This window comes from Chryseobacterium urinae, from assembly GCF_030518295.1.
In the GTDB taxonomy this organism is placed as follows: domain Bacteria; phylum Bacteroidota; class Bacteroidia; order Flavobacteriales; family Weeksellaceae; genus Chryseobacterium; species Chryseobacterium mucoviscidosis.
Genome location: NZ_JAULSJ010000011.1, coordinates 18448 through 31824 on the forward strand (window position 1 = coordinate 18448; position 13377 = coordinate 31824).

Consider the following 13377-nt stretch of genomic DNA (forward strand, 5'->3'; position numbering starts at 1 on the left):
GCTCCTCCTGCTGGGCTCGAACCAGCGACCCTCTGATTAACAGTCAGATGCTCTAACCAACTGAGCTAAGGAGGAATTTCCTATTGTTTTAGTGGTGCAAATATAACAGGAATATTAATATCAAACAAATTTTTATTTTAAAAATATCTAAATTTTTCCTTTGATAATGGGTGTTTTGAAGCTATTTGACTATTTATCAGATAATTAAATTTAATGATAATTGTAAAAAAATCTTTGATGAGACCACATAAAAAAAGACCTACATTTCTGTAAGTCTTTCTGCTCCTCCTGCTGGGCTCGAACCAGCGACCCTCTGATTAACAGTCAGATGCTCTAACCAACTGAGCTAAGGAGGAATGTCCTTTGTTTTAAGTGGTGCAAATATAGGACGAATATTTATACCCTGCAAATATTTTTTTTAAAATTTTGTGAAAATATTATAGTTTTCCGGCGAAGATCTTGAAAATGTCGCTTCCGAAGATCAGTAACATCAAGCCTAACAGGAAGATAACACCGATCATCTGTGCGTTTTCCAAAACTTTTTGAGGGACAGGTTTGCCTACAATCATCTCGTAAAGCGTGAAAAGAACGTGTCCTCCATCTAGTCCCGGAATAGGAATCAGGTTTAGAAATGCCAGCCAAACCGAGAACATTGCGGTAAAACCCCAAAATGCAGCCCAATTGATAGAAATTTCGCCATTGGCATTTCTGTCTACTGGCATATTTTTAACAATCGCAATCGGTCCTCCTACATTTTTGTATCCCTGAATCTTAGAATTAAACATAATTTTAAACTGCTTCACCTGCATGGTTAAAGACTCAATGGATCTTTCAAAACCTCTGGGAATAGATTCTCCGAAAGAATATTTTTTATCCGTAATAACGTTCGCTAATGCTTTCTGATCTACGCCAACACCTAATTTTCCGTTTTTGTCAACAGACGCAGCAATTGTTTCAGGTTTTCCGTTTCTTACAACTTCTATGTTTACGGTTTTTCCTTTGTTTTCAGATAAAGAAGAACTTACTTCATCAAAATAAGGTGTCTGTTTTCCGTTAATCGCAACAATTCGATCCCCTTTTTTCAGCCCTGAAGCCTGAGAAGAAGGAGTTGCCAGAGAATCGATAATCATTGGAAATCTCGGCGTAATATAAAGTTTAGCCTCTCTTTGTTTTAACACTTCTGCAACACCATCTTTATTAATAGGGAAAGTAACTTCTTTTCCGTTTCTAAGTACGGTTACTTCATCTCCCAAAAGAATATTAATAGACGCGTTTTCTAATCTTTCAGCAGGTTTTCCATCGATAGTAATGATCTTGTCACCATTCTGGAAGCCCATTTTTTTTCCGGCTTCCGTAACCCCGATTCCGTTGTTGAATTTGGTAAGATCTGTGTATGTTTCACCGTTAAAAAGCGAAAGGCACGAGTAAATTAACCAGGCTAAGAAAAAGTTAACTGTAACACCGCCCAACATGATAATCAGTCTTTGCCAAGCCGGTTTTGCTCGGAATTCCCATGGTTGTGCAGGTTGTTTCAATTGTTCGGTATCCATGCTTTCATCCACCATTCCGGCAATTTTTACATATCCTCCGAAAGGAAGCCATCCGATTCCGTATTCTGTTTCGCCGATTTTTTTCTTGGCTAAAGAAAACCATGGATCGAAGAACAGATAGAATTTTTCAACTTTGGTTTTAAAGTATTTGGCGGGTAAGAAATGCCCAAGTTCGTGTAGGATAACCAGGATAGAAATGCTCAATATAAATTGAAACAGTTTGATTGCTATTTCCATTAATGCTTTTTATGTTTAATTTGCAAAGGTAACAATTATCAAAACTATGCCAAATAAAAAAGCTCCCCGAAACGAGAAGCTTTGTCATATAATGTAATGATTTATTATAAATTAATCGAAACACCGAGACTGCCATTGTTGCCGACTTCTGCAAAAACGCCGATTCTTTCAGTAAAAAAGTACCTCGCTCCGATGTGAGCTCCCAACCCGAAATTGCTGCCTACAACTCCCACATCTGCCCCCGGATAAATATCAAGTTTTTCAGGAAGCTGTAGAGCGTCTTTCAGATGAAAATTGATTCTTCCGAATACAAAAGCACGGTTTTTATCATCATTATTCTTATAATTATCGAAATAAATGTTCAATCCGGCTCCTACAGAAATTAATTTATTCAATCCATAATCATAAGTTCCGGTAATTCCTGTTCCGTAACCCCATGCGCTGAGTCCGACATTGATTTTCTGATCTCCTTTTCCTGTCCACGCCTGAGCATTGGCAAATGTTCCCGCAAGCATGAGAACAAACATAAAAAACAACTTCTTCATAATTTTACTTTTTACTAATTATTAAAATGATTTTGCCTTTTCTTTAATTGTTGGTTAATCGCAGGACGCAAAGTTTTTGACTATCATGACGTTTTAAGACGCAAGAAAATCATAGATTTTCACCAAGTTTACAGTGTCAAATTTTATCGAAGATAAAATCCTTGCGCCTTAAAACCATCAATTGAATAAAAATTTGCGTCTCTGCGATTAACCAACAGAAAAATATCCGCATCAAAAATAAAACCGAATCATTGAAAAATAGTATTTTTAGGGAAGTTTTTTAACAAAGTTTATGAAGATTACGGGACTTAATTTAGATATCATCTGGAAAAACAAAGCAGAAAACTTTAACATCATTGAAAAGGAATTACAGAATCAGGACGCGGATCTCTTTCTTTTGCCTGAAATGTTTTCCACAGGCTTTTGTATGGATGCTTCCGAAGTTTCCGATAGAAATCTGGAATCGCTGGAGTTTTTAAAAAAGATGGCTAAGGAAAAAAACGCTGCATTTTGCGGAAGTGCTCCGGTTGAAGAAAACGGAAAGTTCTACAACAGAATGTATTTTGTGCAGCCCGATTCTCAGGTTGAATTTTATGATAAAAGACATTTGTTTTCTTTTTCGGGGGAAGATAAAGTGTACACTCCCGGAAAAGAAAGGGTGATCGTAAATTATCTTGGATTCAGAATTCTTTTGCAGGTTTGCTATGATCTCCGTTTTCCGGTTTTTGCAAGAAATAATGACGATTATGATGCGGTCTTATATGTGGCAAACTGGCCCGAAAAAAGAGTAGGAGCATGGGAACATCTGTTAAAAGCGAGAGCTATTGAAAATCTGTCCTTCGTTTTTGGATTAAACAGAATCGGGACCGATGGAAATAACCTGTTTTATCAGGAAAGTTCACACTGTTTTTTTGCAGACGGAAAAGAAATTTCACAGAAAAACGGAAATCTTGTAACAGCAGAATTAAATTTAGAAGAACTGAAAGATTTCAGAAGTCATTTTCAGTTTTTAAATGACCGCGATTCATTTTCAATTGAATTTTAAAGAAAATACATCAAAATTAAAGGCTAAAATTTTCTCAATCTTAGCCTTAATCTTAAATATTTAAGCATATTGTTTTAAAAGTTGCGTCAGTGTATTCACATCATGCACACCGCTCTCTTTCCACAGCATTTCTCCCTGTTTGAAGATCGCTAATGTCGGAACACCACGAACGCCGTACTGATTGGCAAGAGCAGGATACTGATCCACATCTACTTTAATAATTCTAGCTGCGGTTCCTATATTTTCCTTTACCGTATTTAAAACAGATGACTGTACTTTGCAAGGTTGACACCACGTTGCAAAAAAGTCGATTAGAACAGGTCTTTCGGAGTTGATAATTTCCTGAAATGCTTGAGACATAGTTGTTGGTTTTATTTTAAAAGAAACACTTTAGTTTAAATTTTTGAAAAGCTTGACATTTAAAATCACTTAAAAAAATCGGAGATTACCGAAAAATTTGTGCTGTTAAATGCGTTTCAGTCAATAAACTAAAGCGCTGTGACATTTATATTTAATGCAATAATTCTAAAAATCTTAATATTACATTGTTTTCGACTGACATACGAAATCCGAAGTCGGGAATTTTTCCGTTTTCTTAATTGCGCCGAAACCTCCTTCTATTTCAGTAAAGTTTCTGATTCCGTTAGAGTTAAGAATGCTTGCTGCAATCATGCTTCTGTAGCCTCCTGCACAATGAAGGAAAAAATGCTCAGAATCATCAATCGTATGAACCCAGTCACTGATTACATCCAAAGGTTTGTTGTAGGCATTATCAATATGTTCCGCAGAATATTCCGAGATCTTGCGAACGTCAATTACTTTTGAGTTTTCATTATAAAGTTCTGCAAATTCTGCAGAAGAAATTCTTTTTACCTCATCTGTTTCTTTTCCGCTGTTTTTCCATGCTTCAAAACCTCCTTTAAGATAGCCAAGAACATTGTCGAATCCAACGCGGCTGAGTCTTGTAATTGCTTCTTCTTCCATGCCTTCATCTACAATAAGTAACAAAGGATGCTTTACGTCAACAATCAGAGTTCCTACCCAAGGTGCAAAATCTCCTTTTAATCCTATATTTATGGAATTCGGAACAAATCCTTTATAAAACTCTCCCGGACTTCTGGTATCTAAAATTAACGCGCCCGTTTCTTCTGTAAAAGCTTCAAAGTCTTCAACGGAAACTGCCGTTAAACCTTTATCCATTACCGCATCAAGACTTTCATAACCGCCTTTGTTCATGGCAACATTCATCCCGAAATATTTCGGTGGAGCCGTTAAACCGTCTAAAACTTCGCGGATAAAAGATTCTTTATCAGGCTGATTCAAAGCATAATTTGTTCTTTTCTGATTTCCAAGAATATCAACCGTTTCCTTCTGCATATTCTTTCCGCATGCAGAACCCGCTCCATGAGCCGGATAAACTGTAATGCTGTCATCCAAAGGCATAATTTTCGTGTGAAGGCTGTCATATAAAATTCCTGCAAGATCTTCCTGAGTAATACTTCCTGCTTTCTGGGCAAGATCCGGTCTTCCCACGTCTCCTAAAAATAAAGTGTCTCCTGTGAAAATTGCTGTTTCAACTCCTTTTTCGTCGATCAGAAGGTAAGTGGTGCTTTCCATCGTGTGACCGGGAGTGTGAAGAGCTTTTATTTTTACTTTTCCGATTTCAAAAACCTGGTTGTCTTCTGCAATAATGGCTTCAAACTCAGGCTGAGCGGTAGGTCCGTAAACAATAGGCGCTCCTGTCTTTTTGCTTAAATCCAAATGTCCCGAGACAAAGTCTGCATGGAAATGCGTTTCAAAAATATATTTTAAAGTTACACCGTCTTTTTCCAACCGATCCAGATAAGGTTTTACTTCCCTTAGCGGATCGATAATCGCTGCTTCATTCTCAGATACGATGTAGTACGCACCCTGAGCCAGACATCCCGTGTATATTTGTTCGACTTTCATTATGTGATTGTAACCGTTTTAATGTTTTATATTTGAAATACAAAAATCGGATTTATTTTTTTAAATACCACCAAAATAAAAAATGGATACTGATAGAATAAATCTATATAGTCTCCACATCACTGCAATCTGTAAAAAATTTTGTAGAAAATTTCATTGGTATCTTCAGAGATGTTTTTATCAATTTTAAACTGAATATAATCTGCTTTTCTGGATTCTCCTTCCGGATAATCGATCAAGCCGTGATATTTTTCGTAGATATGGTCTTTCAGTCTGCCATTTTCAGCAATTCTTGTCATTTCTTCAAAATACTTTTTTGTATCCGGATTCATCTTACAGTCGTTCTCATGAGTTTTGTAAAATTCAAGCATTTTTTCGATAGAATAGATTTCTGAGTCTATTTTCATATCATGAAATCCTGTTAAGATTTCTTTTTTCTCAAGATTTTTAGATAACCATACAATTTTAGCCTGTGCCGCTTCAGTTATTGCTTTCGTCATCATAGAATCTCTTTTTACTGAAGACGATAAGATAATATCGGGAACTTTATGAATGGGAAGAGTTTTTATAGAAGCCAAATCAAGGATTCCGAAATAATTTTCAACTTTGTCTTTAAGGTCTTTCAATTGATCTTTCGTCATATCATCACTGGAAATCCTTGTTTTGAAAGTCCAGCCGCCGCATTCATAAATAGAAAGAAGAGAATTTTTATTAACGTATTTTACACCGTTGAAAAAATCCTGTTGTCCCATTGCATTGTTAAATAAAGCATACACAAATCCCACTTTTAAATTTTCATTGGAAAGAGTTGCGAATAAAGGCTTTATTTCTACATGATCATTGGAGTTCTGGTTTAAGGCATAATCGTAGGTGTAAAATTCATCTCTCAGAAGCTGGTTGTCAATATATTTCTTGGGATAAATATAAATTGTGAGAACAGTTTTATTTTTTTTTGAAGTTTTCTGGATATAACTTACTCCCACATTGGTATCGGCTGCATCATAAGAAGTAATACTTTCGCGCTGAAATCCGGACCACAGTTCAGGAAACAGAGTCTGGGTTGCTTCGTGTTTGTAATCTCCTTTTACTTTCAGCTCTAAAGCCTGTTGTCTTTTCTGTGAGAAAACAATGGTGGCAATAAAAAATAAAAGCAGTTGTATGTATTTTATCATGGCTTTTTTATAAGAATTAAACTCAGACAAAAGTATTTATAAATTATTGATAAAAGATCATGATGATATTATTAGTCTTACTGAAGAATATTTTACAAAAAACTTTATATTTATAGGTTAAAAAAGAGCAAATGGCAGACAAAACACAATTCATTGAAGAATTAAATGCAAGATACACTCCCAAAGGAGATCATATTATATTAGGAAAAGGAATGCTGGATGGCGAAGTCGTTCCTGAAGTTAATGTTACCATTCCGTTAAAAACCATCAACCGCCACGGATTAATTGCCGGAGCAACCGGAACCGGAAAAACAAAAACATTACAGGTTTTCGCAGAACAGCTTTCGCATCAGGGAATTCCGTCTCTGGTATTGGATATTAAAGGAGATTTTTCAGGGATTGCAGAAGCGGGAACTGAAAATCCGGCTATTCAGGAAAGATATGCCAAAACGCAGCTTCCGTACAATCCGCAGGCTTTTCCTGTAGAATTAATGACCATTTCCGGCGAAAGAGGCGTGAAATTAAGAGCCACTGTTACAGAATTCGGTCCGGTTTTATTAAGCAAGATCTTACAGTTGAATGATACTCAGCAAAGCATCATGTCGATTGTATTTAAATATTGTGATGATAAAGGTCTCCCTTTAATTGATCTGAATGACCTGAAAAAAGTCCTTCAGTACGTCACAGAAAATCCGCAGGGAAAAGCAGAACTTTCTTCCAATTACGGCTCAATAGCTTCTGCTTCTCTGGGTGCAATTTTAAGATCCATTGTTGCATTGGAACAGCAGGGAGCTTCCGGTTTCTTTGGAGAACTGAGTTTTGACGTTCACGATTTACTGGAAACAAGAGACGGAAAAGGAGTGGTAAACATTCTGAGAGTTGCAGACATTCAAAGCAAGCCGCAGTTGTTTTCAACATTTATGCTTTCCCTCTTTGCGGAAATTTACATGACCTTTCCGGAGGAAGGCGACAGCGGAAAACCGAAGCTGGTTTTGTTTATTGATGAAGCGCATTTAATTTTTGATGAATCTTCAAAAGCTTTGGTCTCACAGATTGAAACCATGGTAAAACTGATCCGTTCAAAAGGAGTCGGAATTTATTTTATCACGCAAATTCCGGGTGATGTTCCCGAATCGGTGCTTTCTCAGCTCGGTCTGAAAATTCAGCACGCATTACGAGGATTTACCGCTAAAGATAAAAAAGAAATCTCCAAAGCAGTAGAAAATTATCCGACTACAGAATTTTATGATGCTCCAACGCTGATCCAGAATCTGGGAATCGGGGAAGCTTTCGTTACCGCTCTGGATGAAAAAGGAATTCCTACACCGCTGGTTCATACCTATCTTATTTCTCCCGAATCCAGAATGGATGTTCTGAATGACGCTGAAATTTCAGATTTAACAAAAAGATCAGCTTTGGTTGCCAAATATGAAAAAGTAGTGGATAACGAATCTGCATATGAAATTTTAGTGGGCAGAATGGAACAGGCTGCACAGGAAGCATCGCAGAGTTCTAACCAGAAGACAAAGCCTGTAAAAGAAGAACCCGGAATTTTTGAGCAGGTTTTACAGAGTAAGGCGGGAAGAACGTTTACCAGCACACTCATGCGCGAAGGCGCAAAAGCAATTCTGGGAATGCTTGGTCTGGGAGGAAGACGAAGATAAATATTTTTATTATTTTAGCAGAATTGCCTTATTCCTATTGATGTATTGGCATAAGTTATGTTTCCAGAAGTAAAGGAAATGAATCGTTAATCTAAAAGAAGTTGTAAAAAATTTAAATGTATTCAATAATAGACATAGAAAGTAATGGTGCAGGTTACAGGAAAGAATGCATTATTGATATTGCGGTTTACAGATATGACGGTCAGAAAATTGTGGACCAGTTTATTTCATTGGTAAACCCCGAAAGTGATATTACCCCTTTTGTGCAGAAATTAACCAATATTACCCCGAAAATGGTTAAAACAGCACCGAAATTCCACGAAATAGCCCGAAGAATTGTTGAAATTACTGCAAATACAACTTTGGTAGGTCACAACATCGATTTTGATTACAGAATGCTTCGCCAATCGTTTCAAAGATTAGGATATGAATTTAAAATCAATACTTTAGATACAATTCCTTTAGCTAAAAAGCTGATTCCGGATGAGGTAAGCTATTCTCTCGGTAAACTGGTAAAATCTTTGGGAATACCTTTAACCAATCATCACAGAGCGGAAGGAGATGCAAGAGCAACGCTGGAATTATTCAAACTTCTGATTTCAAAAGACACAGAAAACGAAATTATTCAGAAACAGCATGATGAAACCAATTCCAAGACTTACATCAACAAAATCAAGGAATTAACGCAGGATCTTCCCAATGAAAAAGGCTTTGTATATTTTCAGAATGAAGCGGGAAAGATCATTTTTTCCGATCATGTTCAGGATGTTAACAAATTTTCAAAAAAAGTTTTCAATTCCAAATCTAAAAAATGGGAAACCATTCAGAAAGACGTTGAACAGATCAATTACGAACTTACCGGAACGGATATCATTGCCAAGCTGATTCTGAATTCAAAAGGAATTAAAAAAAGAGAAATCCTTCCTTTCGGTCTGTATTGCAGAAACGGAAAATACGTCGTGGAAAAAAACAAGCTGAATAAACTGGAAAAACCGATTTTGAAATTCAGATCTTTTACGCAAGGATCGAAAGCAGTACAGTTCATCGGAAAGTTTGAAGAATATAATGATATAGAGGTTTTTAAAAAGAAAATCGAATTCAGAAAACGAAATGAACTTTGGCTGGGACAAGGCAGGAAATTGGGAGAAAAACTGTTTTTGATTGTCGAAAACGGGAAAGTGGTTTCTTACGGTTTTTATGAGCTTTTCACACAGATTCAGACTTTAGGCAAGCTAAATAAATTAAAGATTGATCTTCTTTCACAGTCTGCAGATCTTGTAAATGAGCTGCAGTTGGCTTTGCTGAGAGGAGATTTTGAAACCCTGCCTTTACCGAAATAATACAACACGGCTGAATCTGAAAGGAATCATTTTAAAATCAGGTTTTTAAAAATAAAAAAGAATTAGTATTTTTGTAAAAAATTTAAAGAAAGCAATGCTAAATTTTAAACAACATAAAACCGGTAAAAAGGGAACTGTAAAGTTCTCTAAGGTTTGGAATGTATAAAAGAGTTGTATTGCATAAAAAATAATTATGAATGGCAGACTCTTTTTTCGAAGAATCTGCCTTTTTTATGCTAAAAAGAAATTATGAATTCAAAAGAATTATTAAAGATTGCCAATGAGTTTGGCACCCCGGTGTATGTTTATGATGCCGAATCCATTAAAACACAATACGAGAAACTTACCTCTTCTTTCCTAAAACACACAAAGTTTTTCTACGCAGCGAAAGCGCTTACCAATATCAACATCCTGAAGTATGTGAAAAATCTGGGAGCTTCATTAGATTGTGTATCCATCAATGAAGTAAAACTAGGTTTAAAAGCAGGTTTTCCAAAAGAAAAAATACTTTTTACACCCAATTGTGTGGATCTCGCCGAGATCGAAGAAGCGATGACTTTCGGGGTGCACATCAATATCGATAATATTTCTATTCTGGAGCAGTTCGGGAACAAATACGGAAACTCTTACCCGATTTTAGTAAGAATCAACCCGCATATTTTTGCCGGCGGAAACTATAAAATTTCTACAGGACATATCGACAGTAAATTCGGGATTTCCATCCATCAGGTTCGTCATATCGAAAGAGTGATGAAATCTACCAACCTTAATGTGGAAGGTCTTCATATGCACACCGGAAGCGAGATCAAAGATCCGGATGTTTTTCTTCAGGCTTTGGAGATCATGCTGGAATTATCCGAACATTTCCCGAATCTGAAATATCTGGATATGGGAAGTGGTTTCAAAATTCCTTATCAGGACACCGAAGAAGAAACCGACGTAAAAACATTAGGAAAAAAAGTGGAAAAAGTAATCTCCGAATTTTCAAAATCAACCGGAAAAAAATTCGAATTATGGTTTGAACCAGGTAAATTCCTTGTCGGAAAAAGCGGATATTTACTGGTGAAAGCCAATGTGATTAAACAAACAACGGCAACTGTTTTTGTCGGGGTGAATTCAGGATTCAACCATCTGATTCGTCCGATGTTCTACGATTCTTACCATGTGATCGAAAACTTATCGAACCCGAAAGGAGCGGAAAGAATTTATACCGTGGTAGGAAACATCTGCGAAACGGATACTTTTGCATGGGACAGAAAGCTTAATGAAGTAAGAGAAGGCGATATTCTGGCGTTCCACAATGCAGGAGCTTACGGTTTTGAGATGAGTTCCAATTTTAATTCAAGATTAAAACCTGCCGAAGTTCTGTTTTTAGACGGAAAAGCCCACCTTATCAGAAAAAGAGATGAATTCGAAGATCTTTTGAAAAATCAGATCGAAGTATTGTAGATTCTTAAAAAAGGCTTAACTTTATAAAACAAAATAGTAATAATTTATGAAAAAAATATTTTCAGTTTTGGCAGTAACGGTTTTTGCCTTTTCATTTTCCCAGACGTATGTAAATGTTTCTTCGGTTAAAAATCAGGTAGAAAATGTTTACAAAGGCGGACAGGAAAAATTTGAATATGATCTCACTAATAATTTGAGATATACAGCAAATTCATTTCAGGCAAATGGTGATTTTACATTGAATTTTAAAGTAAATGAAAACGGAGATATTACCGACGTTAAACTTTTGCCTGAGCTTTATGATAAAGGATTTGAAAGAGAAGTGAAGAGAGATTTGAGCAGAATGAAAAAACATTTTGCAGTAAATCAACCAAAAAATGTTTCCGTAGCATTAAGTTTCGGAAGAGATTTGAAACCTTCAGACGGCAGACTGGCGTTTCAGGGAAGAGATTCTTTTGCGAATCAGAATACAAGATAATCCGGCTCGAAGATATATTGAAGCTCCGCATTTTTTGCGGAGCTTTTTTTATTGTTTTTTAATATTTATTTTACGCTCTTGGCATAATCTTTACATCTCTACATTATCAGTCCATTCCAAAATATTTCTGAAACATCAACACTGAAACATCAACACTAAAACATCAAAATATGGCTAAAAATATTGCAGAGCAAATTGTAGAAATGCTCGAAAACGCCAATGTGAAAAGAATTTATGCCGTTACAGGCGACAGTTTAAACCATTTAAATATAGCCGTTAAAAAAAGCAGCATCGAATGGATTCACGTAAGACACGAAGAAGCAGGAGCGTATGCCGCCGCTGCGGAAGCGGAACTGGATGGTTTTGCAGTTTGTGCAGGAAGTTGCGGGCCGGGACACGTTCATTTAATCAATGGGGTTTATGAAGCGCACCGTTCTCATGTTCCGATGTTGGTTATTGCTTCCACGATTCCAAGTGAAGAAATGGGCATGGATTATTTTCAGGAGACCAATACCATTAAGTTATTCGATGATTGCAGTCATTACAACCAAATGATTACAAGACCGGAACAGGTTCAGCGGACGGTACAGACGGCTATTCAGCATGCAATTTCCAAAAAAGGCGTTGCCGTAATCGGTCTTCCGGGAGACGTTTCGGAACTGGATGCAGAAGAAGCGGGGACTTCCAATAAAATTTTCAGAACAAATCCTGTTATTCGTCCTTCAGATGAAGAATTAAAAGAACTCGCAGATTTAATCAACGACAGTAAAAAAGTGACGATCTATTGCGGAATCGGCGCAGAAAATGCCAATCCGGAAGTTGTGGAACTTTCAAAATATTTAAAAGCTCCGGTGGGATATTCTTTCCGCGGAAAAATGTCTATTCAGCCCAATAATCCCAATGAAGTAGGCTTAACCGGACTTCTGGGACTTCCTTCAGCTTATCATGCCATGCACGAAGCCGATCTTCTGCTTCTTTTGGGGACAGATTTTCCTTACGAGAAATTTATGCCCGTCAAAAACAAAATTGTACAAGTTGATGAAGCTCCTGAACGATTGGGAAGAAGAGCAAAACTGGAATTGGGATTAACGGGCGATGTAAAAGAAACCATCAAAGCACTTTTGCCATTATTGAAAGAAAAGACTGATGCCAATTTCCTTAAACAGCAGCTTGAGTTTTATGAAAAGGTTAAAGAAAATCAGCTTACGTATGTGAAAGATCCTGGAACCGAAAATGCCATTCAGCCGGAATTTGTTACCCATACATTGGATAAACTGACAAACAAAGATGCAATTTTTACCGTAGATACAGGAATGTGTTGTGTTTGGGGCGCAAGATACATCACAGGAACCGGAGAACGGAAAATGCTGGGTTCTTTCAATCACGGTTCGATGGCGAATGCGATGCCGATGGCGATTGGAGCATCTTTAGCGTATCCTGAAAGACAGGTTATTGCTCTATGCGGCGACGGAGGTTTATCCATGCTTTTGGGAGATATGGCAACGATTTTTCAGTATAAACTTCCGGTGAAAATTATTGTGTTCAATAACCGGTCTTTAGGAATGGTAAAACTGGAAATGGAAGTAGGAGGAATGCCGGATAATGAAACGGATATGGTGAATCCTGATTTTGCAATGATTGCCCAAGCAATGGGATATCCCGGAAAAAATGTAAACAAACCTGAAGATGTGGAAGCTGCCATTAAAGAATGTCTTGATTATAGCGGTTCTTATCTTTTAAATATTTTTACTAATCCGAATGCACTGGCTTTACCGCCGAAAATTGAAGCCGCTCAGGTTTTAGGAATGACAAAATCCATGGCTCAGCTTATGTTGGGAGGAAAAATGGAAGAAGCGCTCGACACTGTGAAAAGCAATTACAAACACATTAAAGATCTATTGTAATATCCATCATCAGATAATGCTTTTCTCTCATTGGTTTAAGTAT

The 13377-nt window shown here is 36.9% G+C and carries 11 protein-coding genes and 2 tRNA genes; 6 read left to right on the forward strand and 7 right to left on the reverse strand.

Annotation, left to right across the window (positions count from 1 at the left end; translation table 11 throughout):
• Position 1: 1 nt before the first annotated feature.
• From QWT87_RS08705 to QWT87_RS08720, 4 genes are all read right to left on the reverse strand, one after another.
• A tRNA-Asn gene (locus tag QWT87_RS08705) sits at positions 2–75 on the reverse strand.
• 207 nt (positions 76–282) lie between these two features.
• Positions 283–356 (reverse strand) — tRNA-Asn (locus QWT87_RS08710).
• Positions 357–437: 81 nt separating this feature from the next.
• Complete coding sequence (gene rseP / locus QWT87_RS08715; RefSeq protein WP_302715705.1) at positions 438–1787, reverse strand: RIP metalloprotease RseP; 1350 nt, start codon at positions 1785–1787, stop codon at positions 438–440.
• A gap of 104 nt (positions 1788–1891) precedes the next feature.
• A complete protein-coding gene (locus QWT87_RS08720) occupies positions 1892–2332 on the reverse strand; it encodes a DUF6646 family protein (protein ID WP_302715706.1) in 441 nt (146 codons plus the stop codon).
• A 292-nt stretch (positions 2333–2624) separates the two neighbouring features.
• On the opposite strand from QWT87_RS08720, the gene QWT87_RS08725 reads away from it, so the two are divergent.
• Positions 2625–3377, forward strand: coding sequence for a nitrilase family protein (locus QWT87_RS08725; RefSeq protein WP_302715707.1), 753 nt, complete (start codon positions 2625–2627; stop codon positions 3375–3377).
• A gap of 60 nt (positions 3378–3437) precedes the next feature.
• Here QWT87_RS08725 and QWT87_RS08730 read toward each other — a convergent pair whose 3' ends face one another.
• The 3 genes from QWT87_RS08730 to QWT87_RS08740 form a co-directional block, all read right to left on the reverse strand.
• Positions 3438–3737: a thioredoxin family protein gene (locus QWT87_RS08730; RefSeq protein ID WP_087708488.1), complete on the reverse strand. Its 300-nt coding sequence runs from the start codon at positions 3735–3737 to the stop codon at positions 3438–3440.
• Positions 3738–3917: 180 nt separating this feature from the next.
• Positions 3918–5327: an MBL fold metallo-hydrolase gene (locus QWT87_RS08735; protein ID WP_302715708.1), complete on the reverse strand. Its 1410-nt coding sequence runs from the start codon at positions 5325–5327 to the stop codon at positions 3918–3920.
• Between the two features lie 119 nt (positions 5328–5446).
• A complete protein-coding gene (locus QWT87_RS08740) occupies positions 5447–6499 on the reverse strand; it encodes a hypothetical protein (RefSeq protein ID WP_302715709.1) in 1053 nt (350 codons plus the stop codon).
• 131 nt (positions 6500–6630) lie between these two features.
• Here QWT87_RS08740 and QWT87_RS08745 point away from each other — a divergent pair, with 131 nt between their 5' ends.
• The 5 genes from QWT87_RS08745 to QWT87_RS08765 all read left to right on the forward strand — a co-directional run bounded on the left by QWT87_RS08745 (position 6631) and on the right by QWT87_RS08765 (position 13334).
• Positions 6631–8163: a helicase HerA-like domain-containing protein gene (locus QWT87_RS08745; protein WP_302715710.1), complete on the forward strand. Its 1533-nt coding sequence runs from the start codon at positions 6631–6633 to the stop codon at positions 8161–8163.
• Between the two features lie 116 nt (positions 8164–8279).
• Complete coding sequence (locus QWT87_RS08750) at positions 8280–9503, forward strand: 3'-5' exonuclease (protein WP_302715711.1); 1224 nt, start codon at positions 8280–8282, stop codon at positions 9501–9503.
• A gap of 249 nt (positions 9504–9752) precedes the next feature.
• On the forward strand, positions 9753–10952 hold the full coding sequence (lysA, locus tag QWT87_RS08755; RefSeq protein ID WP_185117447.1) for a diaminopimelate decarboxylase: 1200 nt from the start codon (positions 9753–9755) through the stop codon (positions 10950–10952).
• Between the two features lie 46 nt (positions 10953–10998).
• Positions 10999–11430 carry a hypothetical protein gene (locus QWT87_RS08760; protein ID WP_302715712.1) on the forward strand — a complete coding sequence of 144 codons (432 nt, stop codon included), beginning with the start codon at positions 10999–11001 and terminating at the stop codon, positions 11428–11430.
• Positions 11431–11600: 170 nt separating this feature from the next.
• Complete coding sequence (locus tag QWT87_RS08765; protein WP_302715714.1) at positions 11601–13334, forward strand: thiamine pyrophosphate-dependent enzyme; 1734 nt, start codon at positions 11601–11603, stop codon at positions 13332–13334.
• The last annotated feature ends 43 nt before the right edge of the window (positions 13335–13377 follow it).

Bases quoted from the DNA above. Each gene is read 5' to 3' on its own strand.
- QWT87_RS08725 (WP_302715707.1), top strand. From the start codon at position 2,625: ATGAAGATTACGGGACTTAATTTAGATATCATCTGGAAAAACAAAGCA.
- QWT87_RS08745 (WP_302715710.1), top strand. From the start codon at position 6,631: ATGGCAGACAAAACACAATTCATTGAAGAATTAAATGCAAGATACACT.
- lysA (WP_185117447.1), top strand. From the start codon at position 9,753: ATGAATTCAAAAGAATTATTAAAGATTGCCAATGAGTTTGGCACCCCG.
- QWT87_RS08730 (WP_087708488.1), bottom strand. From the start codon at position 3,737: ATGTCTCAAGCATTTCAGGAAATTATCAACTCCGAAAGACCTGTTCTA.
- QWT87_RS08765 (WP_302715714.1), top strand. From the start codon at position 11,601: ATGGCTAAAAATATTGCAGAGCAAATTGTAGAAATGCTCGAAAACGCC.
- QWT87_RS08740 (WP_302715709.1), bottom strand. From the start codon at position 6,499: ATGATAAAATACATACAACTGCTTTTATTTTTTATTGCCACCATTGTT.
- QWT87_RS08750 (WP_302715711.1), top strand. From the start codon at position 8,280: ATGTATTCAATAATAGACATAGAAAGTAATGGTGCAGGTTACAGGAAA.
- QWT87_RS08760 (WP_302715712.1), top strand. From the start codon at position 10,999: ATGAAAAAAATATTTTCAGTTTTGGCAGTAACGGTTTTTGCCTTTTCA.
- QWT87_RS08735 (WP_302715708.1), bottom strand. From the start codon at position 5,327: ATGAAAGTCGAACAAATATACACGGGATGTCTGGCTCAGGGTGCGTAC.
- QWT87_RS08720 (WP_302715706.1), bottom strand. From the start codon at position 2,332: ATGAAGAAGTTGTTTTTTATGTTTGTTCTCATGCTTGCGGGAACATTT.
- rseP (WP_302715705.1), bottom strand. From the start codon at position 1,787: ATGGAAATAGCAATCAAACTGTTTCAATTTATATTGAGCATTTCTATC.